Here is a 24,763-nt window from a genome sequence, read left to right on the forward strand (position 1 = left end):
GCGATGGCCCTGTGTATTTGTATCAATCCCGTGGCGCACTGGCTTTGCGTTTGCTCAGCCAGCGCCAGATCAGCGCGATGAGACCGCCGACCAGCAGCACGATCGGCAGGCAGAGAATGATGCTGAGGAACTGGGACTGATACTCGGACGCCAGCTTGGTGTGGCTCAGGAAGTAGCCAAAGCCGACCAGCGGGCAGATCCACATGATGGAGCTGACCAGATTGACGATGAGAAAGCGCCCCTGCGGCAGCTCGGTCGCGCCGACGATATAGGGGTAGGCGGTGCGCACGAAGGCGATGTAGCGGGCGGTGATCAGGGTCACGATGCCGTATTTGTCGAGCAGGTAGTACACCTTCTGCTGGTGTTTCTCTTCCACATGGGAGAGCAGCCGGTGGTAGAGCTGGGTGTGGCCCAGGAAACGCCCCTGCATGTAGCCGAGCCAGGTGCCGACGAAGGTGGCCAAGATCAGCAGCGGGATCACCCCAAGGGAGAGCACGTCCTGATAGATGAGCACGCCGGTCAGGATCAACAGGCTGTCGCCGGGCAGAAAGGCGGTGGGGATGAAGCCATTCTCCAGCACCAGAAACGTCAATAACACGCCGCAGACCATGAAGGCCATCTTGGGATCGGATAGCGTCACCAGATCCTGATGCATAAAGGCGTGAGCCAGTTGGTAAAACTGCTCCATAGTTGCAAACTCCGCAGGTTAGCTGGGTTGATCAAGCAAGGGCATGGCCAGCACCTTGTCGATGCGCAGACCATCCATGTCAACAATTTCCAGTTGCCACTGTTCCAGCGTGACCAGATCTCCGGTCTGGGGAACGCGGCCAAGGAGCAGCATGATAAGCCCTCCGAGGGTGTGATAGTGATGTTTTTCTTCTTCCGGTAGCCGAACCAGTCCCAGACAGTCCTTCAGCTCCGGCAACGGAATGAGGCCGTCGAGCAGCCAGCTGCCGTCGGTACGCTGGAATGCCCAGTTGTCGTCGCCGTCCTCCTGCTGGAAGTCGCCGGCCAGGGTCTCCAGCAGATCCTGCTGGGTCACAAGCCCCTGCAGCTCGCCATATTCGTCCACCACCAGCACCATGTGTTCGGAGTGGGTACGGAAGTGGTTGAGCAGCTCGAGGCCGTTGAGGGTCTCCGGCAGCAGGCTGCCATCCTGGGTCAGCGCCGCCAGATCAATGGGCTCTCCCTTGATGTAGGCGTGCAGCACCTTGCTGACGTTGATGATGCCCACCAGTTCCGACAGGCTGCCGTCACAAACCGGGAAGAAGCTGTGGCGATACTCCACCAGTCGCTGCAGGTTCACCTCCAGCGGCAGGGCGAGGTCGAGATAGCGGATGTCGCTGCGCGGCACCATCAGTGACGAGAGGCTGCGCTCGTCGAGGCGGAACACATTGCGCAGCATGGTGTGCTCGTGATCCTCGATGATCCCGGCCTCGGAGCCTTCCACCAGCATGGCGTGGATCTCCTCCTGGGTCACGTTGGCGCCGCCGTCCTGGCTGACGCGCAGGATGCGCAGGCTGGCCTTGGTGGAAGCCGACAACAGCCAGACAAAGGGGCGGGTGAGGGCAGCCAGCCACATCATGGGGCGGGCCACCAGACAGGCGATGCGTTCGGCGCTGAGCTGGCCAAGCCGCTTGGGCACCAGCTCGCCGATGACGATGGAGAGATAGGTGACCACCACGATGACCAATACGGTGGCGAGCAGGCTGCTGCTCTTGGGGGCCATGCCCCACTCCTGCAGCCAGAGCGCCAGTGGCTGGGCCAGCAGGGATTCGCCGTAGATACCGTTGAGCAGACCGATACTGGTGATGCCGATCTGCACCGCGGAGAGAAAATGGGTCGGATCTTCACTCAGTTTGAGGGCGATGGCGGCGGAGCGGCTCCCTTCGCTGACCATCTTGCTGAGGCGGGCCTTGCGCGCGGTGACGATGGCGATTTCCGACATGGCGAAGACGCCATTAAGCAAAATCAATCCAAACAGGATCAATATTTCCATACTGCAACAGCACTCCGAGTAGAAAAGATCGCTGGCAGTGTAATGAATTTGGGGGCGATGCGCTTGTGAAAGCGGGTGATTTGGCTCGCTAATTTTGCATGAAGAAGCGCAAAAAGAATAAAAAGCCCCCTGCAGGAGGGGGCTTCTACCAAGTCAAATCCGGCTTACAGCGCGGCGATCTCGGCCTGCTGGGCTTCCAGCTTGGTCAGCTGGAGACGGTAATCTTCCAGCTTCTCGCGCTCCTTGATGATGACCGCTTCCGGCGCCTTGGCGACGAAGGCTTCGTTGCCGAGCTTGCCTTCGATGCGGCCGCACTCGCCGACCAGACGGGCAACCTCTTTGGCCAGACGGGCCAGCTCGGCATCCTTGTCGATGAGACCGGCCATCGGGATCATCAACTCGGTGGCACCGATCAATTTTTTGACCGACAGCGGGGCGGTTTCACCGTCCGCCAGTACGCGGATGGATTCCAGACGGGCCAGCGACTTGAGGAAGGCCTCGTTGTCGGCTGCGCGCTGGGCATCCTTGGCATCGCACTGGAGCAGCACGTTGAGCGGCACGCTCGGCGCCACGTTCATCTCGGCGCGGATGTTGCGGATGCTGACGATGAACTCCTTCACCCACTCCTGATCCGCCATCGCGGCTTCGTCCACCTTGGCGGCGTCGAACTCCGGGAAGGCCTGAATCATGATGGTGTCGGCGTGCACGCCGGCCAGCGGGGCGACCGATTTCCAGATGGTTTCGGTGATGAACGGGATGATCGGGTGTGCCAGGCGCAGCAGGGTCTCGAGGACGCTGACGAGGGTGTGGCGGGCAGCGCGCTGCTCGGCCTCGGAGCCCTTGGTCAGTACCGGCTTGGTCAGCTCCAGATACCAGTCACAGAACTGGTTCCAGATAAATTCGTACAACACCCCGGCCGCGATGTCGAAGCGGTAGGTATCGAGGGCGGTACGGAAGTCACGGATGGCCACTTGCAGCTGGGACTGGATCCAGCGATCCGCCAGGCTGAACTGCATCTCGCCACCGTTGAAGCCACAATCCTGATCTTCGGTGTTCATCAGCACATAGCGGGAGGCGTTCCACAGCTTGTTGCAGAAGTTGTTGTAGCCATCCAGGCGCTTCATGTCCCAGTTGATGTCACGACCGGTAGAGGCCAGCGCTGCCAGGGTGAAGCGCAGGGCGTCGGTACCGTGGGCTTCGATCCCTTCCGGGAACTGCTTGGCGGTACGCTTGCCGATCTTCTCGGCCATCTGCGGCTGCATCATGTTGCCGGTGCGCTTCTCCAGCAGATCTTCCAGCGAGATGCCGTCGATCATGTCGAGCGGATCCAGCACGTTGCCCTTGGACTTGGACATCTTCTGGCCTTCTTCGTCACGGATAAGGCCAGTGATGTAGACGGTCTTGAACGGGACTTGCGGCTGGCCGTTTTCGTCCTTGATGAAGTGCATGGTCATCATGATCATCCGGGCAATCCAGAAGAAGATGATGTCGAAGCCGCTCATCAGCACGTCGGTCGGGTGGAAGGTCTTGAGCGCCTCGGTGTTGTTCGGCCAGCCCAGGGTGGAGAAGGTCCACAGTGCGGAGCTGAACCAGGTGTCGAGCACGTCTTCGTCCTGACGCAGCACGGTCACGGACGGGATGCTGTGCTTGGCGCGCACTTCATCTTCGTTGCGGCCCACGTAGACGTTGCCGGCATCGTCATACCAGGCCGGGATGCGGTGACCCCACCACAGCTGACGGGAGACGCACCAGTCCTGAATGTCGCGCATCCAGGAGAAGTACATGTTTTCGTACTGCTTGGGCACGAACTGGATGCGGCCATCTTCCACCGCCTCGATGGCGGTCTTGGCCATCGGCGCGACGCGCACGTACCACTGGTCGGTCAGCATCGGCTCGATGGGCACGCCACCGCGATCGCCGTAAGGCTGCTGCAGCACGTGATCCTTGATCTCGGCCAAGAGGCCCAGCTCGTCCAGCTTGGCGACGATGGCCTTGCGGGCCGCGAAGCGCTCCATCCCGGCAAACTCGGTCGGCAGGGTGGCGTCATAGGCGGTGCTGGGGTTGCCGTTGCTGTCGACTACTTCGGCCTCGGCACGCACGTGGGCGTCCAGGGTGAAGATGTTGATCATCGGCAGGTTGTGGCGCTTGCCCACTTCGTTGTCGTTGAAGTCGTGGGCCGGGGTGATCTTCACGCAGCCGGTGCCCTTCTCCATGTCGGCGTGTTCGTCGGCGACGATGGGGATCAAACGGTTCACCAGCGGCAGCAGAATGTGCTGACCGATCAGCGCCTTGTAGCGCGGGTCTTCCGGGTTTACCGCAACGGCGGTATCACCCAGCATGGTTTCCGGACGGGTGGTGGCGACGATCAGGTGATCCTGGCCTTCGGCAGTCTTGGCGCCGTTGGCCAGCGGGTAGCGCAGGTGCCACATGTGGCCCTTGATCTCGCGGTTTTCCACTTCCAGATCGGAGATGGCGGTGTTGAGCTTGGGATCCCAGTTCACCAGACGCTTGCCGCGGTACATCAGGCCATCTTCGTAGAGACGGACGAACACTTCCTGTACGGCGGCGGAGAGGCCTTCATCCATGGTGAAGCGCTCGCGCTCCCAATCCACGGAGTCACCCAGACGGCGCATCTGGCGGGTGATGGTGCCGCCGGACTCTTCCTTCCACTGCCAGATCTTGTCGATGAAGGCTTCCCGGCCGTAATCGTGGCGGGTCTTGCCCTCTTCTGCGGCGATCTTGCGCTCAACCACCATCTGGGTGGCGATACCGGCGTGGTCGGTACCTGCCTGCCACAGGGTGTTCTTGCCCTGCATGCGGTTGTAGCGGATCAGGGTATCCATCAGGGTTTGCTGGAAGGCGTGACCCATGTGCAGGCTGCCGGTGACGTTCGGCGGCGGGATCATGATGCAGAAGGAGTCTTTGCTGGTGTCGCCGTGGGGCTTGAAGTAACCCTGGGCTTCCCAGTGCTGATAGAGCGCCTGTTCGATGGCGTTGTGATTAAAAGTCTTTTCCATGGTCTCGCCGTATTCTGGATGGATGGATTCTGGTGTTGATTCGTCGTGGATCGAGGGTGGCACAGTCAGGGCTGCGCCGGATCCGGTGCGGCAAGGACGGGCTGATCCCTCATCTCGAGGGCGTGGCCTGCCTGGCGATAGTGCTTGTAGCGCTCGCGGGCTTGCTGCTTTTGCGTTTCGTCAGTGGGGACAAAATCTACCACTTGAGCGAAGTGTCCTGCAAACAAAGGTGTCTGTTTGGCCAGATTGATGAGGCGGGCATAGCGCCGCCGTGGCGGCTGATGGCCGATCTCCACCGGTGCCTGACCGCTCTCGCCCTGCAACTGGTGCGGCACGAAGCGCTCCGGCGGCAGCTGCCACAGCAGCTCGTCGAGGCGCAGGGCCTGCGCTTCGTCGTCGCACAGCAGGTAGAGATGGCCCGCACCCCAGCTATCGGCTACGAGCTGGCAGGCGAGGCGTTCGACGGCCGAAGCCTGCGCGTCATCCTGCTCGCTCATCAGGTAAAAGGTCACTTGGCTCATCAGGTTGATCCCGTTTGCGGTGACGGACTATTGACCGCCGGTAAGGACGGGCAGGGGATATTCCTGCCAACCCTCAATGAAACAAGGAAGAGGCGGGCCTCTTCCTTGTGATTCAGGGTAACGCCATCCCGTTTGATGCACGCATCGAACGGGATAAAAGGGTTACTCCTTCTCTTCGATGACCACTCCTGACCGGTTCAGCAGGAACTGGGTCAGCAGGGGCACCGGACGCCCGGTGGAGCCTTTCTCCTTGCCACTCTTCCAGGCGGTCCCGGCGATATCCAGGTGGGCCCAGTTGTACTTCTTGGTGAAGCGTGACAGGAAGGCGGCGGCGGTGATGGTACCGGCCGGACGGCCACCGATGTTGGCCATGTCGGCAAACGGACTCTCCAGCTGTTCCTGATACTCGTCGAACAGCGGCAGACGCCAGGCGCGATCACCCGCCTGCTCGGAGGCGTTGAGCAGCTCGTGGGCCAGCGGGTTGTGGTTGGCCAAGAGACCCGTGGTGTGGTGACCCAGGGCGATGATGCAGGCACCGGTCAGGGTGGCCACGTCGATCACGGTTTCCGGATCAAAGCGATCCACGTAGGTCAGTGCATCGCACAGCACCAGGCGGCCTTCCGCATCGGTGTTCAGCACTTCGATGGTCTGGCCGGACATGGAGGTGAGGATGTCGCCCGGGCGATAGGCGTTGCCACCCGGCATGTTCTCGCAGCCCGCCAGCACGCCGATGACGTTGATGGGCAGCTGCAGCTGGGCCAGGGCGTGCATGGTACCGAGCACGGAGGCGGCGCCACCCATGTCGTACTTCATCTCGTCCATGCCCTCGGCCGGCTTGATGGAGATGCCGCCGGAGTCGAAGGTCAGTCCCTTGCCGACCAGCACGATGGGCTTGGCATCCGGATGACCCTTGTACTCGATGATGGCCATCATGGCTTCGTTGTCGGAGCCGCGGGCCACCGCCAGATAGGAGTTCATGCCGAGCTCGGCCATCTCCTGCTCGCCGATCACCTTGGTGGTGATGTTGTCGAAGGCATCGGCCAGACGACGGGCCTGGGAGGCGAGATAGGCCGGATTGCAGACATTGGGCGGCATGTTGGCCACGTCGCGACAGACGCGCACCCCTTTCGCCACGGCCAGGCCGTGGGCGATGGCTTTTTCACCAATGGTCAATTCCCGACGCGTCGGCACGTTGAATACCAGCTTGCGCAGCGGACGGCGCGGCTCGGCCTTGTTGGTCTTGAACTGATCGAAACTGTAGAGGCCCGCCTTGGTGGTTTCTACCGCCTGGCGCACCTTCCAATAGGTATCCCGTCCCTTGACGTGCAGCTCGGTCAGGAAGCAGACCGCTTCCATGGAGCCGGTTTCGTTGAGGGTGGTGATGGTCTTGTTGATGATCTGCTTGTACTGGCGTTCGTCGAGTTCCCGCTCCTTGCCGCAACCGACCAGCAGCACGCGCTCGCTGAGCACGCCCGGTACTTGATGCAGCAACAGCATCTGGCCTGGTTTCCCTTCCAGGTCGCCACGGCGCAGCAGCGAACTGATGTAGCCATCGCTGATCTTGTCCAGTTGTTCGGCAACCGGAGAGAGGCGACGCGGCTCGAATACGCCGACCACGACGCAGGCACTGCGTTGCTTCTCAGGACTGCCACTCTTTACACTGAACTCCATGGAATCTCCTACATCCTAAAGACAAAAGGCACCTTTTATTGAATAATGCGGTGCTTGTTGGGGTATCAGAGGCGGAGCGAACAGGCACTGGCTCCGCAGTTCAAACTGGTAAAAATCCAATATACGGCCCTATTTTTCAGGCATTCGACTAAAAACACAAGTTTACTTGGGAATGACTGTGATCGTTTTCCGATATTTGTTCAGGGAAACCCTGAAAACCCAGCTGGCGGTATTATTCGTGCTGCTGCTCATCTTCGTCAGCCAGCAATTCATCCAGATCATCGGCGATGCCGCCGATGGTGAGGTGCCGACGCGCCTGGTCTCTACCCTGCTGCTGCTCAACCTGCCCAACATGGCCCTGTTGATGCTGCCCATCAGCCTGTTTTTGGCCATCTTGTTCGCTCACGGGCGCCTCTACGCCGAAAGCGAGATGACGGTGATGCATGCGGTGGGCTTCAGCCACCGTTTCGTGATGCGCAGCGCCATGGTGCTGGCCTTGCTGACGGCGGCCGTCGCCGCCTTCAACACCGGCTGGGTGGCCCCGCAGGCCAAGGAGCGCGAGTACCAGGTGATTGACGAGTTCAAGGCCGATCCGGGTATCTCCTTCCTGCAGGCAGGCCGTTTCATGGAGCTCGACAAGGGGCGCCTGGTGGCTTACATCCAGGACCTCAACGACAAGGGCTCCAAACTGCAGAAAATCTTTGTGTTGCAGCGCTCCCAGGATGGCAAGCCGCCGTCGGTGGTGGTGGCGACCGAAGGGGTGGTCACGGTCGACAGCAACGGTCTGCAGTGGCTGACCCTGAAGGATGGCTCCCGCTACGAGGGGCACTTCAATACCCGCCAGTTCCAGATCTCCGAATTCGACGAGTACAGCCTGGTGATCCGCCAGCAGGAGATGGAGCGCTCCAACCGCAAGGCGGCGGCCAAGCCGACCATGGAGCTGCTGGGTACCCAGGACAACCAGCTGATGGCCGAACTGCAGTGGCGCCTGTCGCTGCCGCTCTCCATTCTGGTGCTGACCTTCCTGGTGGTGCCGCTGGCGCGGGTCAACCCCCGTCAGGGCCGCTATGCCAAGCTGTTGCCGGCCATCCTGCTCTACCTCTCCTACTTCCTGCTGCTCAGTGCCGCCCGTTCTGCCATCGACAGCGGCCGGCTGCCGCACTGGCCCGGCATGTTCCTGGTGCCGCTGGTCTATCTGCTGCTGATCGGGTTGCCGCTCAACCTGCAGGGCACCAGCTGGTGGAACGGGGTTAAGACCCTCTATTTCAAGAGAAAATCGGCATGATGTTGCCATCTGGGAGTCTCTACTGATGTTTGGCATTCTCGATAGACATGGCGACCGGATCATTTTGATGTCGCCCCCGCTCCATACGTCTGTATTTGAGGAAAAAATCAGCATGATGCTGCAACAGGGGGGTCTCTGCTGATGTTTGGTATTCTCGATAGGTATATCGGCCGGGTTATTTTCATGTCGGTTCTGCTGTGCGAACTGACCCTGGTCGGGTTGGCGGCGCTCATCAAGTACGTGGAGCAGCTGAAGTCGGTAGGGGAAGGCAACTACGACATGCTCAGCGCCCTCTACTATGTGCTGCTCTCCATGCCGAAAGAGGCGGTGCTCTTCTTCCCGCTGGCGGCCCTGCTGGGCGGTCTCATCGGTCTGGGCCAGCTGGCGACCAGCTCCGAGCTGGTGGTGATGCAGGCGGCGGGCCGCTCCAAGATCAGTATCGTGATGGCGGCGCTCAAGACCGCCATCCCGCTGATGATCCTGGTGGGGCTGATGGGAGAGTACGTGGCACCCATCGCCAAGCGGATGGCGGACGACATCAAGGCGGGTGCCCTGTCTGAGGGTCGGCTGACCGTGTCGGCTTACGGGGTGTGGGCCCGCGATGGCAACAACTTCGTCAATATCAACGGGGTGCGCAACGATGGCGCGCTGACCGGCATCACCCTTTACCGTTTCACCCCAGAGCGCAAGCTGATCGATATCCTGCAGGCGCAGGAGGGGGTGTTCGAGCAGCATCACTGGCTGCTCAAGCAGGTACAGGTGACCCGCTTCGATGACCCCAGGCAGATCATGAGCGAGACCCAGCCCCAGATGGAGTGGAGCTCAGAGCTCACACCCAAACAGTTGGGGGTGGTGAGCATCGATCCTGAAAACCTGCCGGTGGCGGGACTGCTGGATTACATCGGCTATCTGGATGCCAACAAGCAGGATGCCGGGCGCTACAAGCTGGAGATGTGGCGCAAGCTGCTGTCACCGCTCTCGGTGGTGGCCATGATCCTGCTGGCCTCCTCCTTCATCTTCGGCCCGCTGCGCTCGGTCAGCATGGGGGCGCGGATGCTGATGGGGATCATGACCGGCTTCGCCGTCTACGTCAGCGATCGGGTGTTTGGCCCCATCAGCCTGGTGTATGCGGTACCGCCGATCCTGGCAGCCATCGCACCGAGCCTGCTGTTTGGCGGTATCTCCTTCTATATTCTGAGCCGCAAGCAGTAGCGGCCTGAAGGGCTGCTGACAAAAAGCGGCCATCGCTCCTGCTGCACTGCTGTTTGGTGGCATCTACGTCTATATCCTGAGTCGCAAGCAATAAGCGTGTCGGCCAGCAAAAAGGGCACCCTCAGGGTGCCCTTTTTCGTTGCTGCCACAGGATCAGCGATTGAGCTGTTCCAGGTTTTCCTGTTTGCCAAGCACCACCACTTCGCATTCGGACCAGATGTCCTGAAACGCGCGGGGTGACTTGTGGTTGAACAGGCAGAGCAGGTTGCCGAGGCCGAAGGCCGCCGTGGCCAGCCGGATCAGGGCCTGGGTGATGCGAATGTTGCTGCCGTCGGTATTCTGGATGCGCAGACGCCAGGCCCGCATGCCGATGGTCTGGCCGGCGCGGGTCCAGAACCAGGTGTAGAAACCGCAGATGATGAAGGCGAGCCAGGCGCTGTAGATGGGGCTGGTCAGCAGCCAGGCGGCGTCCTTGCCTTCGGGCACGGTCGCCATGCCGGTTGCCAGCAGCAAGTGTGCCACCCCCATCCCGATAAAGCCGGCGATGATCAGCAAGGAGATGACCACCAGATAGTCATAGAGCAGGGCGCCGAGCCGGCGCAGCAGGCCGGCGGAAGGGTAGCGCGCAGTCGCGGGAGGGGTCGGTGTCGGTTGGACGGATTTACGCTTGGCCATCGTTTTTATTCCATTAATATGATGCGGGCATTCTATGTAACTGACCCAGCCTCGGCAAGGCGTTGAATAAATGAGCAAACAACTGTGAGAGCAAGAAAAACACCTTGCATGCCCAAGCGCCATTCGTATAATCCCTCGCAGTTGCCCGGGTGGCGAAATCGGTAGACGCAGCGGATTCAAAATCCGCCGGTGAATAACCGTGTCGGTTCGAGTCCGACCCCGGGCACCATCAAATTCCAAAACAAAAGGCCATCAGCAATGATGGCCTTTTGTTTTTCCGCTTTCTCCTTTCTCATCGCTCTTCTGTTTTCTGGCTGATATCGGCAGGCCGGCTACTCGCCTATGTCCCGCATGGCGTCCCTCTGCGCTATTTCGGTGCGGCAGTATGTGTGTGCACAGCGGAAGTGCGCACTTGCTCAAGTTAGCGCGTCCCGTGCGCCAATCTGGTGCGTCACTTCGCTGTGGTAAGCATAACTTAATGATTTAAAACTATTTATTAAGTTGGCCTGCTTTGTGCTTTGAAGCATTTATGTCGCCATGATGCCGCTCATCTGAGGAATGATGGGCGGGGCGGTCACCAGTGTGTAGCGAATGTGGATGTACGTGAATCGTCGGTTTCGATGTTCATATCAGGAAATGGACCCGGCCGGGAGCCGGGACGACAGGGAAGGAGATGGCTGTATGCTCAAGAGACTCGTGATGACTGGCCTGTTGGCGCTTGCCGCCTTGCTGGCCGCCCCCAGTTGGGCTGAAGAGGTGGTGGCCGCCTCGGCCGAGGTCGTGCAGGCTGCGGCCCCGGCAGTCGTAACCATCAACAAGGGGGACAATACCTGGATGCTGCTGTCGGCAGCCCTGGTGATCCTGATGTCCATTCCGGGCCTGGCCCTGTTTTATGGCGGGCTGGTGCGCAGCAAGAACATGCTGAGCGTGCTGATGCAGGTGTTCACCCTGTTCTCGCTCATCTGCGTGTTGTGGATTCTCTACGGCTATTCGCTGGCCTTTACCGAGGGCAACAGCGTTTATGGCTCTTTCAGCAAGGCGCTGCTCAAGGGCGTGACCCCTGATTCCATCGCCGCCACCTTCAGCAAGGGGGTCGGGATCAGCGAGTTCATCTATGTGGTGTTCCAGGGCGCCTTTGCCGCCATCACCTGCGGTCTGATCGTGGGGGCCTTCGCCGAGCGCATCAAGTTTGCCGCCGTGCTGCTGTTCTCGGTGATCTGGTTCACCTTCGCCTATATCCCGCTGGCCCACATGGTGTGGTACTGGGCGGGTCCGGATGCCTATACCACGGCCGATGCCGCGGCAGCGGCCACCGCGACCGCCGGTTATCTGTTCCAGCACGGTGCGCTGGACTTTGCGGGCGGCACAGTGGTGCACATCAACGCGGCGGTGGCCGGTCTGGTCGGTGCCTACCTGGTGGGCAAACGCCTGGGCTATGGCCGTGACCCCATGACTCCGCACAGCCTCACCATGACCATGATCGGGGCCTCCCTGCTCTGGTTCGGCTGGTTCGGTTTCAACGCCGGCTCCGCGCTGGAAGCCAACGGCACGGCGGCACTGGCCTTCATCAATACCTGGGTGGCTCCGGCTGCGGCGGCCCTCTCCTGGACCCTGGCCGAGTGGGTGATGAAGGGTCGTCCCTCCCTGCTGGGTGCGGCTTCCGGAGCTGTCTCCGGGCTGGTGGTGATCACTCCGGCGGCCGGCTTCGTTGGAGTGGGCGGCGGTCTGGTGATGGGCCTCATCAGCGGTGTTGCCGGGCTGTGGGGAGTCCACGGTCTCAAGCGGCTGCTGGGCGCCGATGACAGTCTGGACGTGTTCGGCGTGCACGGGGTGTGCGGCATCCTGGGGGCGCTGCTGACCGGCGTCTTCGCCAGCCCGGATCTGGGCGGTACCGGGGTGTGGGACTACGTCACCAACCAGGTGGCGGAGGGTTACTCCATCCTGGCGCAGGTCAAAATTCAGGCCATCGGGGTCGGTGTGACCATCCTCTGGTCCGGCATCATCTCGGTGGTGGCCTACAAGCTGGTGGATCTGCTGATCGGCCTGCGAGTGAAAGAAGACGCGGAGCGGGAGGGGCTGGATGTCACCACCCACGGCGAGAAGGCCTACAGCCTGTAATCCGCCATCTGTTAGTCAGCAATATTGCCGCCGGCCATGCCGGCGGCTTTTTTATGTCGGGCTGTCAGGGTTGGGGGGCCGGTTTGATGGCTGGGCCGTTGGGGTGATAGCCAGTCCGTGGTCACCATGCTCTCTTATTAAGGACAACCCCTGAATCGCGCCGGGGGACTCCGGCTTTTTCGGCAGATAACGCCAGGCGGGGCAATGTCCTCGGTCTTGTTGCTGTTTTATGCCTGCAATTTGGCCGGATCTCCGCTAAACTCTGCCACCTTTTCTTGATGGGGCTGGCTGGGCCGGTTCCATCACCCCTCTTTATATGTACTTTTGGAGCCGCTCATGCCGTTAGTGGGACATCAACACCAGATCGAGATCCTGGAACTGACCGACAAAGGAGATGGCAAAGGACGCCTGTTCGACCGCCCCCTGTTTGTCGAAGGTTTGCTGCCCGGTGAGCAGGCGCTGGTGGAGCTGACCGAGGTCAAGCCCAACTATCTGCACGGCAAGGTGACCGAGCTGCTCCAGCCCTCCGCCGATCGGGTCGCCGACTTCTGCCCGAACACCGAGTGCGGTGGCTGCCAGGTGCGCCCGCTGGCCTATCCGGCCCAGCTCAAGCTCAAGCAGGCGCTGGTGGAGAGTGCGCTGGAGCAGGCCGGGTTGGGTGATACCTCCGTCAGGACGATCCTCGGCATGGACAGCCCGTTTGCCTATCGCAACAAGGCCCAATATGCGGTGCGCGGTTGCGACGCTGGCGCCGAGATCGGCTTTTATCGCAAACACTCCCATGACCTCATCACCGCCGACGATTGCGCGGTGCAAGACTCCCTGCACGTCGAGCTGAACGCCCGGGTACGCAGCTGGATGCGCGAGCACGACATCGCCGCCTATGACGAAGTGAACCACACCGGCTGTGTGCGCAACCTGATGACCCGCAAGGGCTTCAAGAGCGGCGAGCTGATGGTGGTGCTGGTGACCCTGGGCGAGGAGCTGCCGTTCGAAGCCGAGCTGCTGGCGAGCTTAAGCGATCTGCCGGTTACCACCCTGGTGCAGAACATCAACGAGGAGCGCACCAACCGCATCCTGGGTGCCACCAACCGGGTGCTGCTGGGCGAAGGGGTGATCCGCGACAAGATCCACGAGCTCGAGTTCGAGATCTCGCCGCTCTCCTTCTTCCAGAACAACCCGAGCCAGACCGATGTGCTCTACTCCAGCGCCCTCGAGTATGCCGAACTGACCGGCAACGAGACGGTGTTCGACATTTATTGCGGTATCGGCACCATCTCCCTGTTCCTGGCGGGCAAGGCTGCCAAGGTAGTGGGGATCGAGTCGGTGGAGAGTGCCATCAGCGATGCCCGTCGCAACGCCGCCCTCAACGGCATCGAGCACACCGAATTCCACGTCGGCAAGGCCGAGCAGCTGATGCCCGAGCTGCACGCTCAGGGGGTGACCGCTGACGTGGTAGTGATGGATCCGCCGCGCAAGGGCTGTGACAAGGCCGTGCTGCAGACGCTGGTTGCCATGGCGCCGCGCCGGCTGGTCTATGTCTCCTGCAACCCGCAGACTTTGGCCCGCGATCTCGCCTGGCTGGTCAAGCAGGGCTTCGTGCTGGATGAGGTGCAGCCGGTCGACATGTTCCCGCACTCCATGCACGTGGAAGCGGTTGCCCGTCTGAGCCTGTCGGCCAAGGGCTGATCGCCGGGTCATGCACGTAGAAGCCGTCGCTCGACTGAGCCTGCCCACCTAGGCATGAATTGAATTAGCCAGATGGCTCTGATAAAAACGACTCCAAATGGAGTCGTTTTTTTATACCTGTCATTCCGGTATCGAGTCGTGACATTAGCGGATTCGGAGCAGATAGGCAGAAACGGCAAGGGGACGACAGAGACGAGGAACAGACCATGAAAGGCATCTTGTTACGCTGGCTGGCTCGCTACGATGGCTGGTGCGAGGAGTGGGGACTCACACCGGAGAACCGGCGCTGCTGCGTGCCGGTACGCCACGAGCAGGATGACGCGCCGCAGATGGAGCAGCAGGGCGAGTCGGAATCGCTCACTGGAAATTGCGGGTCACGGCACCAGTGACGCTGTTGTAGTCGAAGGAGAGGCCATCCGGATAGGCCGGGAAGCGGCCGATGGAGTCGCGCAGGGTATAGCGGCAGTTGCTGTGCGGCTCCCCATCCGCATCTACCTGGTTGGCAGGCAGTTCGCTGGACAGGTAGTCGGCGTTGAGCTGGATCTCGGGATCCTGATCGACCGAAGCGACGGTATAGCTGCTGTCCAGCAGCCCCTGAAACAGCAGGCGGCAGTCTGACTGGTTGCTCACCGAGATGTAGTCACCCTGACCTGTGACATAGGGCTCATCTATCCCCTTGCGACCCTGATCTTCGTCTGTGCCGGCGGGCCAGCCATAGCGGTTGATGTCGAGATTGCGCTGCCCCATGCTGCCAAGATTGTAGAGCGCCTGATCCTGCGTTTTGACCGCCCAGCCGGCATGGGCCAGCTGCACCGCGCTGGCGAAGCTGGTGGCGGTGGTGGCGACCGTACTCTTGAGAGCGTCATCCTTGAGATTGATGAAACGGGGCAGGGCGGTGACGGCCAGGATCCCCAGCACTATGATGACCAGCACCAGTTCTATCAGGGTAAAGCCGTGGCTTGTGCGTTTCATCATGATATGGACCCATTAATTACGACAAACAGGTGAGAGCGACATGCAACTGATCGACACCCATTGCCATCTCGATTTTCCGGTCTTCGCTCCCGATCGGGCGGCGCTGCTGGCCGAGTGCCGCCAGCTGGGGGTGAGCGAGTATATCATTCCCGCCGTGGGAGAGGAAAACTGGGGCCGGGTGATGGCGCTGGCGGCAGAGCACGACGGTATTTCCTATGCCCTGGGTGTGCACCCCTGGTATGTGGGGGGGCAGACTCAGGCGGTATTGACCCGGCTGCAGCGATTGCTGGCCGAGCGTCCACGCGGGCTGGTGGCGGTGGGCGAGTGCGGGCTAGATCTGCGCTCCCATGTGCCGCAGGAGGGGCAGCTCGAGATGTTCGAGGCTCAAATCAAGCTGGCCATGGAGCATGAGCTGCCCTTGATCGTCCATTCGGTGCGCGCCAACGACACGGTTGCCAAGATCCTCAGGCGCCTGCGTCCGGCCAGAGGGGGCGTCATCCACGCCTTCAGCGGTTCTCTGCAGCAGGCAGAGGCGTTCTGGCAACTGGGATTTCGGCTCGGTATCGGCGGGGTCATCAGCTTCGAGCGGGCCAACAAGACCCGGGAGGCGGTGCGCGACATGCCGCTGGAATCCTTGCTGCTGGAAACCGACGCTCCCGACATGCCGCTGCAGGGTCAGCAGGGGGCGCCCAACACCCCCGCCAACCTGCCGAAAATTGCGCAACTGCTGGCCGATTTGCGGCAACAACCACTGGTCCATGTTGCCTCGGTGTTACGTGAATCCACTTTGCACGCTTTCCAACTGGGCAAGTCATAAATTAACAGCCGATTAACTATTGATAGCGGCATGATAAAAAACGGGGTGAGTAAAAATCGTTTGCGGTCTAATTTGACGACCCCTAGCGCATTTCATGCTTATAAAATGTGACCAGCATTCTACTTTGTCGCACCGTAATTAGTATAATGCGCACCCTTGATTGATGGCTTTGAGATACAAGTTGTTAACAAGCTGGAAGGTGCTACTAAAGAGGAAGTGTTAATAATGAATTTGATAATGGGTCTGGTAGGGATGGCAACGCTCGTCCTTATCGCGGTGCTGTTCTCCAGTAATCGCAAAGCAATAAAAATTCGCACCGTTGCCGGTGCCTTTGCAATTCAAGCTGGACTGGGTGCATTCGTGCTGTACGTCCCGGTTGGCCGAGATATTCTGGTGGGTGTATCTGATGCCGTTTCCAGCGTCATCGGTTATGGCCAAAACGGTATCGAATTCCTGTTCGGTGGTCTGGTCAGCAACAAGATGTTCGAAGTATTCGGTGGCGGCGGCTTTATCTTCGCCTTCCGCGTACTGCCGGTCATCATCTTCTTCTCCTCGCTGATTGCCGTTCTTTATTACCTGGGCATCATGCAGTGGGTCATCAAACTGCTGGGTGGTGGCCTGCAAAAAGTACTGGGCACTTCCCGTACCGAATCCCTCTCTGCCACTGCCAACATCTTCGTGGGTCAGACTGAAGCCCCGCTGGTGGTGCGTCCCTTCATCTCCAAGATGACTGACTCCGAGCTGTTTGCCGTCATGTGTGGTGGTCTGGCCTCCGTTGCCGGTTCCGTACTGGCTGGCTACGCCTCCATGGGCGTTAAGATGGAATACCTGATCGCCGCCTCTTTCATGGCCGCTCCGGGTGGTCTGCTGTTCGCCAAGCTGCTGGTACCGGAAACCGAGACCCCGAGCTATGACGAGAACAATGCCGATGGCGAGCTGGAAGACAAGCCTGCCAACGTGATCGATGCCGCTGCCGCCGGTGCTTCCGCCGGTCTGCAACTGGCCCTGAACGTCGGTGCCATGCTGCTGGCCTTCATCGGCCTGATCGCCATGATCAACGGCATCTTCTCCGGTGTGGGTGGCTGGTTCGGCTATCCGCAGCTCTCCCTGGAACTGCTGCTGGGCTGGATCTTCTCCCCGCTGGCCTTCCTGATCGGGGTACCCTGGAGCGAAGCCATCGTGGCCGGTTCCTTCATCGGTCAGAAACTGGTGGTCAACGAGTTCGTGGCCTACCTGAACTTTGCCCCTTATCTGAAAGATGAAGTGCTGATCAATGGCGTGGCCATGTCTGACCACACCAAGGCCATCATCTCCTTCGCCCTGTGCGGCTTCGCCAACCTGTCCTCCGTTGCCATCCTGCTGGGTGGTCTGGGTTCCATGGCACCGAACCGTCGCGGCACCATTGCCAAATTTGGTCTGAAAGCCGTACTGGCTGGCTCTCTGTCCAACCTGATGTCTGCGACCATCGCAGGCTTCTTCCTGGCGCTGTCCGGCATGTAATATCGCCTGACTGTCAGGGTAAAGACGAACGCCACAGCGAGAAGCTGTGGCGTTCGCGTTTGGGGCGGTGACAACCGTTTTCCTTTCTAAACTAATAATAAAATGAGTCAAATCGGAGGTTATATGAATGAAGTGCTACTGGCGATGGCGGCCGGCTTTATCGTTGGCTTGTTGTTTTCTTTCCTCAAATTGCCGATCCCGGCCCCGCCCGTATTGTCCGGGGTAATGGGGATCGTCGGAGTCTATCTGGGGGGGCTGGCATACTCCTGGATACTCACTCGCTTCTTCTCTTAACGCACTTTTCAGTACCGGATTTGCCAGATGTGAGGTACCTCTGAAAATGGCAAATCCGGCTTGCAAACAAGGGGTATCTCGGCTGAAATAGGCATTGCCAGCAGGGTGCTGGCATTGACTAATGCCCGATGAAATCGGGTGTTGGCGGTCAAATGGAATTGATTGGGAAGTCGGGTCAGACCTTGTCTGCCTTTCTCAAGTCTTCATGGAACCAAGTCCGCACTTTTGTAAGAAAGTGACAGGGCTCTTGCCTTATTTGCAGCCTCATTGCCCGTGCAATTGCGCTGCAATTCCATTCCCGTTTCTTTGGGAGTCGTGTCTTGCCGGTTGCGTTGCGACAGGCGGACCCATGCCCTGGAATCCGGACTAAATCGAGACTTTGGAGAACAGAATGACTGATCTGAAACTGGCCGCCCAGCGCGCCCTGAACCTGATGGACCTGACCACTCTGAATGATGACGACACCGATCAGAAGGTGATCGACCTGTGCCGCAAGGCCAAGTCGCCGTCCGGCCTGACCGCCGCCGTCTGCATCTATCCCCGTTTCATCCCCATCGCTCGCAAGACCCTGCGTGAAATCGGCGCCGCCGACGTGCGCATTGCGACCGTGACCAACTTCCCGCACGGCAACGACGACATCGAGATCGCCGTGGCCGAAACCCGCGCCGCCGTGGCCTACGGTGCCGACGAAGTGGACGTGGTGTTCCCGTACCGTGCCTTCATGGCCGGCAATGAACAGGTCGGCTTCGATCTGGTCAAAGCTTGTAAGGAAGCCTGTGGTAGCCAAGCCCTGCTGAAAGTGATCATCGAAACCGGCGAGCTGAAAGAAGAGGCGCTGATCCGCCGCGCGTCTGAAATCTCCATCGACGCCGGTGCCGACTTCATCAAGACCTCCACTGGCAAGGTGCCGGTCAATGCGACCCCGGAAGCGGCGCGCATCATGATGGAAGTGATCAAGGCCAAGAACCCGAAAGTCGGCTTCAAGCCGGCCGGTGGCGTGAAAGACGCCGCCGTGGCGGGTCAGTACCTGGCCATGGCCGAAGAGATCCTGGGCAAGGACTGGGTATCCGCCCGCACCTTCCGCTTTGGTGCATCCAGCCTGCTGGCCAGCCTGCTGGCCACACTGGGGCATGGCGACAAGCCGGCCAACACCAGCGGTTACTAATAGGTTGATGAGAGGGCGGACCTGGTCCGCCCTGTTTCGCCCCCACCATGCGGTGTGCGGGCAAGGATTCAGGCTTGTGTAACGCCAGCAATGGCGGAGGGAATGAAAGATGTTTTTGCCTCAAGAAATCATTCGCAAGAAGCGCAACGGTGAAGCGCTCAGTACCCAAGAGATTCAATTCTTCGTTCAGGGCATTACCAACAACACCATCGGCGAGGGCCAGATTGCGGCGCTGGCGATGGCGGTCTACTTCAAAGACATGACCATGGATGAGCGGGTTGCCCTGACCTGCGCCATGCGCGACTCCGGCATGGTACTGACCTGGGATCACCTCAATCTGGGTGGCCCGATCGTCGACAAGCACTCCACCGGCGGTGTGGGTGACGTCGTCTCCCTGATGCTCGGCCCGATGGTCGCCGCCTGCGGTGGTTTCGTGCCGATGATCTCCGGCCGTGGCCTGGGCCACACCGGCGGTACCCTCGACAAGCTGGATGCCATTCCCGGCTACCAGACCTCGGTCGACAACGATCGTTTCCTGAAAGTGGTGAAAGAGGCGGGTGTCGCCATCATCGGCCAGACCGGCGATCTCGCCCCGGCCGACAAGCGTATCTATGCGGTACGGGACATCACTGCCACCGTCGAATCCATCGCCATGATCACAGGCTCCATCCTCTCCAAGAAGCTCGCCTCCGGGCTGGAAGCGCTGGTGATGGACGTCAAGGTGGGCTCCGGTGCCTTCATGCCGACCTTCGAAGCTTCCGAAGAGCTGGCCAAGAGCATCGTTGCCGTGGCCAACGGTGCCGGCTGCCGCACGTCAGCACTCTTGACCGACATGAACCAGGTGCTGGCTTCCAGCGCCGGCAACGCGGTGGAAGTGCGCGAAGCGGTGCGCTACCTGACCGGTGAATACCGCAACCCGCGCATCCACGCCGTGACCATGGCACTGTGTGCCGAGATGCTGATCTCCGCCGGCCTGGCCAGCGATGACGGCGAGGCCCGCCGCAAGCTGCAGGCGGTGCTGGACAACGGCAAGGCGGCCGAGATCTTCGGTCGCATGGTGACCGGTCTCGGTGGCCCGAGCGACTTCATGGAGCGCTACGATCACCACCTGCCGAAGGCCGCCATCGTGCGCCCTGTCTATGCTGCCAACAGCGGTTTCGTGACTGCCATGGACACCCGTGAACTGGGCCTGGCCGTGGTCGCCATGGGCGGTGGCCGTCGCGCTGCCGGTGACAAACTTGATTATGCGGTCGGTCTGACCGACTTTATCCGCCTGGGTCAAAGCGTCGAGGCAGACAAGCCGCTCGCCCTGATCCACGCTCAAACTGAAGAGCAATTCGCTCAGGCTGCCAGCATGGTGCAGGCCGCCGTCAAGATCGGTGACACCCGACCAGAGGCGCTGCCCGAGGTCTACCGTCGCATCGGTCTGGCTGATTTGTAACAAGGGGAAGTCCCATGAAACGTACCTTTATTCTGATGATGGACTCTTTCGGTATTGGCGCTGCAGCCGACGCCGACAAGTTCGGAGATGTGGGCGCCAATACCCTTGGCCATATCGCCAAGGCCTGCGCCGCCGGTGAGATCAAAGGCCGTGGCGCCCTCAATCTGCCGAACCTCAGCAAGCTGGGTCTGGGTCACGCAGGCGAACTCGCCAGCGGCACCTTCCCGGCCGGTCTGAACAAGGACATCGACGTGGTCGGCGCCTACGGCTTTGCCCAGGAGCTCTCCTCCGGCAAGGACACCCCGTCCGGTCACTGGGAGATCGCCGGTGTGCCCGTGCTGTTCGAGTGGGGTTACTTCCATGACCACCACAACAGCTTCCCGCAGGAGCTGCTGGACGCCATCGTCGAGAAGGCCGGTCTGCCGGGGTATCTGGGCAACTGCCACGCCTCCGGCACCCAGGTGCTGGATGATCTGGGCGAAGAGCACATGCGCACCGGCAAGCCGATCCTCTACACCTCTGCTGACTCCGTGTTCCAGATCGCCTGCCACGAAGAGACCTACGGCCTCGAGAAGCTCTATGAGCTGTGCCACATCGTGCGCGAGCTGCTGGAGCCCTACAACATCGGCCGCGTCATCGCGCGTCCGTTCGTGGGCAGCGGCAAGGGCAACTTCAAGCGCACCGGCAACCGCCACGACTACTCCGTGCTGCCGCCGGCACCGACCGTGCTGGACTACATGAAGGAAGTGGGCGGTCAGGTGGTCTCCATCGGCAAGATCGCCGACATCTATGCCCAGCAGGGCATCACCAAGCAGGTGAAGGGGACCGGTCTGACCGAGCTGTGGGACCGTACTCTGGAAGAGGTGAAAGCGGCCGGTGACCAGACCATCGTCTTCACCAACTTCGTCGACTTCGACTCCTCCTACGGTCACCGTCGCGATGTGAAGGGCTATGCCGATGCGCTGGAGTATTTCGACTCCCGCCTGCCGGAGCTGTTCGAGTTGCTGGAAGATGGTGACGTGGTGGTGCTGACTGCCGACCACGGCTGCGATCCGACCTGGGGTGGTACCGATCACACCCGCGAGTACATCCCGGTGCTGTTTTACGGCAAGCCGGTCAAGGCCGGCTCTGTCGGTCGTCGCGAGACCTTCGCCGACATCGGCCAGAGCATCGCGGCGTACCACGGCCTGCCCAAACTGGCATACGGTACCAGCTTCCTGTAATTTACCCGCCCGCCGCCTCGGCGGCGGGCAACCAATAAAGACAATAAAACTCAACCTAGTGTGAAGGAATCAAGAGAATGGCAACTCCTCATATCAATGCGAAAGATGGCGCCTTTGCTGATACCGTGCTGATGCCGGGCGACCCCCTGCGCGCCAAGTACATCGCCGAGACTTTCCTGGAGAACGTCGAGCAGGTGTGCGACGTGCGCAACATGTTCGGTTTCACCGGCACCTACAAGGGTCGTCGCATCTCCATCATGGGTCACGGCATGGGCATCCCGTCCTGCTCCATCTATGCAAAAGAGCTGATCACCGATTACGGCGTGAAGACCCTGATCCGCGTCGGTTCCTGCGGTGCCGTGCGTGAAGACGTGAAACTGCGTGACGTGGTGATCGGCATGGGTGCCTGCACCGACTCCAAGGTGAACCGTCTGCGCTTCAAGGATCACGACTTCGCCGCCATCGCCGACTTCGATCTGGTTGCCAATGCCGTACAGGCCGCCAAGAACAAGGGCGTCGCCGTGCGCGTGGGCAACATCTTCTCCGCCGACCTGTTCTACACCCCGGACCCCTCCATGTTCGACGTCATGGAAAAGTACGGCATCCTGGGTGTCGAGATGGAAGCCGCCGGCATCTACGGTGTGGCTGCAGAGTATGGTGCCAAGGCACTGACCATCTGCACCGTCTCCGACCATATCCGTACCGGTGAGCAGACTACCTCCGAAGAGCGTCAGCTGACCTTCAACGACATGATCGAAATCGCGCTGGATTCCGTCCTGCTGGGCGACAACTAATCCCCCTCGCGCATGAATAATGACAACGGCGGCCTTCGGGTCGCCGTTTTGCATTTCAAGGATGGCAGCTCAGAGGTCGAGGGCGAAGCGTCCCTTGCCGGCCTGCTTGGCTTGGTACATGGCACTGTCGGCCCGGTGCAGCAGATCGTCGATGTGGCAATACTGGCCCGAGTGGCAGAGCGCACCGCCGATGCTGCCGGCGAGGGGCAACAGGTGGCCGGCCACGTCGGCCGGCACCGCCATTGCCACCAGCAGCCGCTCGCACAGGGCGGGCAGCTCCAGCTCCGGCTGGCGCAGGGCCGGCAGTATGATGGTGAACTCGTCGCCAGCCAGGCGTGCCACCATGTCGCCGGGGCGCACCTCGGCACTCAGCACGCTGGCGAAGCGCTGCAACAGAGCGTCGCCGACGTGATGGCCGAGTTGATCGTTGATCCGCTTGAAGCCGTCGAGATCGAGGAACAGCAGGCCCAGGGTCTCGGCATTCTGGCGCACCCGCTCCAGCTCCCGGGAGAGGCGCAGGGTGAAGGCGCGCCGATTGGGCAGGCCGGTGAGGGGGTCGTGGGCCGCTTCGTGCTCCAGCTGGTTCTGCAGCGCCTTGAACTCGGTGATGTCGCTGCCGAGGATGTAGACCCCCGGCTCATCGCCCCGGCTCGGGATCATGGTGATCCTGAGATCGCGCGGGCCGATGGGCAGCTCGAAACGGTTCTCGAAGCTCACCTGCTCGCCGGCGAGGGCCCGCTCCAGATGGGCGATGGCCCGGCCGTAGGCCGCGTCGCCTATCACCTCCCGCACGCTCATCTCCCGCATCAGCTCGGCATCGAGCCCGAAGTCGCGGCAGTAGGCCTGGTTGGCGAACAGGTAGCGCCCCTCGGGCGAGACCATGCTGATGGTGACCGGCAGGCCGTCAGTGATGGCCCGCAGCCTGGCCCGCCCGCGCTCAATCTCGGCCAGCACCTGGCGGCGAGCCGTGATGTCGTGCAAAAACAGGGCGATGCGCACCTTGCCGTCGAACTGGTAGCGCTCGGCAATCACCTCCACCGGGATGCGCCGGCCGTCGTGGGTACCGATCTCGCACTCCAGGCGGCGCGCAGCACTCTGGGGATGGGTCAGCTGGGCCAGCAGGGGGTGAGCGCTACCGAGCAGGGCGGGCAGGGTACGCCCCAGCATCTCTTCGGGGTGCCAGCCCAGCAGAGTGGTGGAGGCCGGGTTCCAGCCGGTGATGACCAGCGCCTCGTCGAGTTCGAGGAAGGCGTTGCTGGTATGTTCCAGCATGTGCTGCAGGCGGCGCTGCTCCTGCCACAGGCGCTGCTGCATGGCGCCGCGCTCCTGCATCTCGCGATGCAGCTGCTCCACCGTGCTCGACAGCTCGCGGGTGCGCTCACGGACTTGCTGCTCGAGCCCCTGCTGCAGCTGCAGCAGCTCGGCTTCGGCCTGCTTGCGCTCGGTGAGGTCGGCGAACACGGCGATCAGGTGCGGCGCCATGGTGCGGCTATGGCACAGGGTCACGCTGAGCTGGACCCAGCACTGGCTGCCGTCGGCCCGGATCATCCGCTTCTCCAGCCGGTAGTCCTGCCGTTGCCCCGCGAGCAGGGCGTTGAACAGGGGCAGCTCGCGTGGCAGATCCTCGGGATGGGTCATGGCGTGCCAGGTGCGGCTCAGCATCGCCTGTTCGCTGTAGCCCAGCAGCCGCTCCAGCCCCGGGTTGGCCCGCAGCCACTTGCCTTCGAGGGAGGAGAGGGCCATGCCCACCGACGACTGGTTGAAGGTGAGGGTGAACAGGTGATCCTTGTCCTCCAGCACCTGATTGAGGCTGCGTACCTGATGGCGCCGCTCCAGATCGTGCAGGGTGTTCTCCACCAGGCGGCCGAAGTCGTCGAGATCGCGACAGGCCTCCTGGTCGAGGTGGCGCGGTGCATGATCCACCAGACAGAGGGTACCGAGCACCACGCCATCCAGCGCCCGCAGCGGCCGCCCGGCATAGAAGACCACGTGCGGCTCCTCGGTCACCAGCGGGTTGTCGGCAAACCGCGGGTCGAGCCTGGCATCCGGCACCTGCATGATGTCGGGACGCAAAATGGCGTGGCCGCAAAAGGAGTGCTCCCGGCTGATCTCGCACAGGGCGACGCCGGTGCGGGCAAGAAACCACTGCCGGTTCACGTCGGTCAGCGAGACCATGGCGATGGGCAGCGAGAAATGGCGGGTAATGAGCCGGGTCAGGCGATCCAGCTGATCGATGGGCTCGCGGTCAAGCAGGCCGAGGATGCGGAGTCGTTCCAGTCGACTCTCTTCATCCAGCGGCAGAGAGGGGGCAATCATACAGCGCTCCTGCTGGTGGCATTGCCAGTTTCGGGTCGGGGGATCGCGCCG

The 24,763-nt window shown here is 61.2% G+C and carries 20 protein-coding genes and 1 tRNA gene; 13 read left to right on the forward strand and 8 right to left on the reverse strand.

What is annotated here, in order from left to right; genetic code table 11:
* Nucleotides 1-22: 22 nt before the first annotated feature.
* The 5 genes from PG900_RS15730 to pepA form a co-directional block, all read right to left on the reverse strand.
* The gene (locus PG900_RS15730) at nucleotides 23-688 is read right to left on the reverse strand and encodes a DedA family protein (protein WP_016352045.1); all 666 of its coding nucleotides are present in this window, start codon (nucleotides 686-688) and stop codon (nucleotides 23-25) included.
* Nucleotides 689-706: 18 nt separating this feature from the next.
* A complete protein-coding gene (locus PG900_RS15735) occupies nucleotides 707-1,999 on the reverse strand; it encodes a hemolysin family protein (protein WP_029302168.1) in 1,293 nt (430 codons plus the stop codon).
* Nucleotides 2,000-2,163: 164 nt separating this feature from the next.
* The gene (locus PG900_RS15740; RefSeq protein WP_270831784.1) at nucleotides 2,164-5,016 is read right to left on the reverse strand and encodes a valine--tRNA ligase; all 2,853 of its coding nucleotides are present in this window, start codon (nucleotides 5,014-5,016) and stop codon (nucleotides 2,164-2,166) included.
* Nucleotides 5,017-5,081: 65 nt separating this feature from the next.
* Nucleotides 5,082-5,537: a DNA polymerase III subunit chi gene (locus PG900_RS15745; protein WP_011707423.1), complete on the reverse strand. Its 456-nt coding sequence runs from the start codon at nucleotides 5,535-5,537 to the stop codon at nucleotides 5,082-5,084.
* A gap of 162 nt (nucleotides 5,538-5,699) precedes the next feature.
* Nucleotides 5,700-7,208, reverse strand: a complete 1,509-nt coding sequence (gene pepA / locus PG900_RS15750; protein WP_011707422.1) for a leucyl aminopeptidase — start codon at nucleotides 7,206-7,208, stop codon at nucleotides 5,700-5,702.
* A 172-nt stretch (nucleotides 7,209-7,380) separates the two neighbouring features.
* On the opposite strand from pepA, the gene lptF reads away from it, so the two are divergent.
* Both lptF and lptG read left to right on the forward strand, forming a co-directional pair.
* Nucleotides 7,381-8,493, forward strand: coding sequence for an LPS export ABC transporter permease LptF (gene lptF / locus PG900_RS15755; RefSeq protein ID WP_005305138.1), 1,113 nt, complete (start codon nucleotides 7,381-7,383; stop codon nucleotides 8,491-8,493).
* A gap of 141 nt (nucleotides 8,494-8,634) precedes the next feature.
* Nucleotides 8,635-9,705: an LPS export ABC transporter permease LptG gene (gene lptG / locus PG900_RS15760; RefSeq protein ID WP_011707420.1), complete on the forward strand. Its 1,071-nt coding sequence runs from the start codon at nucleotides 8,635-8,637 to the stop codon at nucleotides 9,703-9,705.
* A gap of 153 nt (nucleotides 9,706-9,858) precedes the next feature.
* On the opposite strand, the gene PG900_RS15765 is transcribed toward lptG, so the two are convergent.
* Complete coding sequence (locus tag PG900_RS15765; protein WP_164927748.1) at nucleotides 9,859-10,380, reverse strand: RDD family protein; 522 nt, start codon at nucleotides 10,378-10,380, stop codon at nucleotides 9,859-9,861.
* Between the two features lie 143 nt (nucleotides 10,381-10,523).
* On the opposite strand from PG900_RS15765, the gene PG900_RS15770 reads away from it, so the two are divergent.
* From PG900_RS15770 to PG900_RS15785, 4 genes are all read left to right on the forward strand, one after another.
* Nucleotides 10,524-10,609, forward strand: a tRNA-Leu gene (locus PG900_RS15770).
* 452 nt (nucleotides 10,610-11,061) lie between these two features.
* Entirely contained in the window at nucleotides 11,062-12,498 is a 1,437-nt protein-coding gene (amt, locus tag PG900_RS15775) for an ammonium transporter (RefSeq protein ID WP_016351995.1), read from the forward strand.
* A gap of 336 nt (nucleotides 12,499-12,834) precedes the next feature.
* Nucleotides 12,835-14,187, forward strand: a complete 1,353-nt coding sequence (gene rlmD / locus PG900_RS15780) for a 23S rRNA (uracil(1939)-C(5))-methyltransferase RlmD (RefSeq protein WP_270797934.1) — start codon at nucleotides 12,835-12,837, stop codon at nucleotides 14,185-14,187.
* Between the two features lie 206 nt (nucleotides 14,188-14,393).
* The gene (locus PG900_RS15785; protein WP_187268880.1) at nucleotides 14,394-14,576 is read left to right on the forward strand and encodes a DUF5363 family protein; all 183 of its coding nucleotides are present in this window, start codon (nucleotides 14,394-14,396) and stop codon (nucleotides 14,574-14,576) included.
* Here PG900_RS15785 and tppF read toward each other — a convergent pair.
* Nucleotides 14,545-15,162 carry a type IVa pilus pseudopilin TppF gene (tppF, locus tag PG900_RS15790; RefSeq protein WP_270797935.1) on the reverse strand — a complete coding sequence of 206 codons (618 nt, stop codon included), beginning with the start codon at nucleotides 15,160-15,162 and terminating at the stop codon, nucleotides 14,545-14,547. The genes PG900_RS15785 and tppF overlap by 32 nt on opposite strands.
* Before the next feature lie 40 nt (nucleotides 15,163-15,202).
* On the opposite strand from tppF, the gene PG900_RS15795 reads away from it, so the two are divergent.
* From PG900_RS15795 to deoD, 7 genes are all read left to right on the forward strand, one after another.
* Entirely contained in the window at nucleotides 15,203-15,979 is a 777-nt protein-coding gene (locus PG900_RS15795) for a TatD family hydrolase (RefSeq protein ID WP_270797936.1), read from the forward strand.
* Nucleotides 15,980-16,204: 225 nt separating this feature from the next.
* A complete protein-coding gene (locus PG900_RS15800) occupies nucleotides 16,205-17,479 on the forward strand; it encodes a NupC/NupG family nucleoside CNT transporter (protein WP_016351990.1) in 1,275 nt (424 codons plus the stop codon).
* Between the two features lie 123 nt (nucleotides 17,480-17,602).
* Nucleotides 17,603-17,773, forward strand: a complete 171-nt coding sequence (locus PG900_RS15805) for a XapX domain-containing protein (RefSeq protein ID WP_005305103.1) — start codon at nucleotides 17,603-17,605, stop codon at nucleotides 17,771-17,773.
* A 391-nt stretch (nucleotides 17,774-18,164) separates the two neighbouring features.
* A complete protein-coding gene (gene deoC / locus PG900_RS15810; protein ID WP_270831785.1) occupies nucleotides 18,165-18,938 on the forward strand; it encodes a deoxyribose-phosphate aldolase in 774 nt (257 codons plus the stop codon).
* Between the two features lie 109 nt (nucleotides 18,939-19,047).
* A complete protein-coding gene (deoA, locus tag PG900_RS15815) occupies nucleotides 19,048-20,379 on the forward strand; it encodes a thymidine phosphorylase (RefSeq protein ID WP_011707412.1) in 1,332 nt (443 codons plus the stop codon).
* Nucleotides 20,380-20,393: 14 nt separating this feature from the next.
* Nucleotides 20,394-21,602: a phosphopentomutase gene (locus PG900_RS15820; protein WP_270797940.1), complete on the forward strand. Its 1,209-nt coding sequence runs from the start codon at nucleotides 20,394-20,396 to the stop codon at nucleotides 21,600-21,602.
* 77 nt (nucleotides 21,603-21,679) lie between these two features.
* The gene (gene deoD / locus PG900_RS15825) at nucleotides 21,680-22,396 is read left to right on the forward strand and encodes a purine-nucleoside phosphorylase (RefSeq protein ID WP_011707410.1); all 717 of its coding nucleotides are present in this window, start codon (nucleotides 21,680-21,682) and stop codon (nucleotides 22,394-22,396) included.
* Nucleotides 22,397-22,465: 69 nt separating this feature from the next.
* Here deoD and PG900_RS15830 read toward each other — a convergent pair whose 3' ends face one another.
* Entirely contained in the window at nucleotides 22,466-24,712 is a 2,247-nt protein-coding gene (locus PG900_RS15830; RefSeq protein ID WP_270831786.1) for a sensor domain-containing diguanylate cyclase, read from the reverse strand.
* Between the last annotated feature and the right edge of the window lie 51 nt (nucleotides 24,713-24,763).

It is taken from the genome of Aeromonas sp. QDB03 (genome assembly GCF_027707985.1).
Taxonomy (GTDB): domain Bacteria; phylum Pseudomonadota; class Gammaproteobacteria; order Enterobacterales; family Aeromonadaceae; genus Aeromonas; species Aeromonas hydrophila.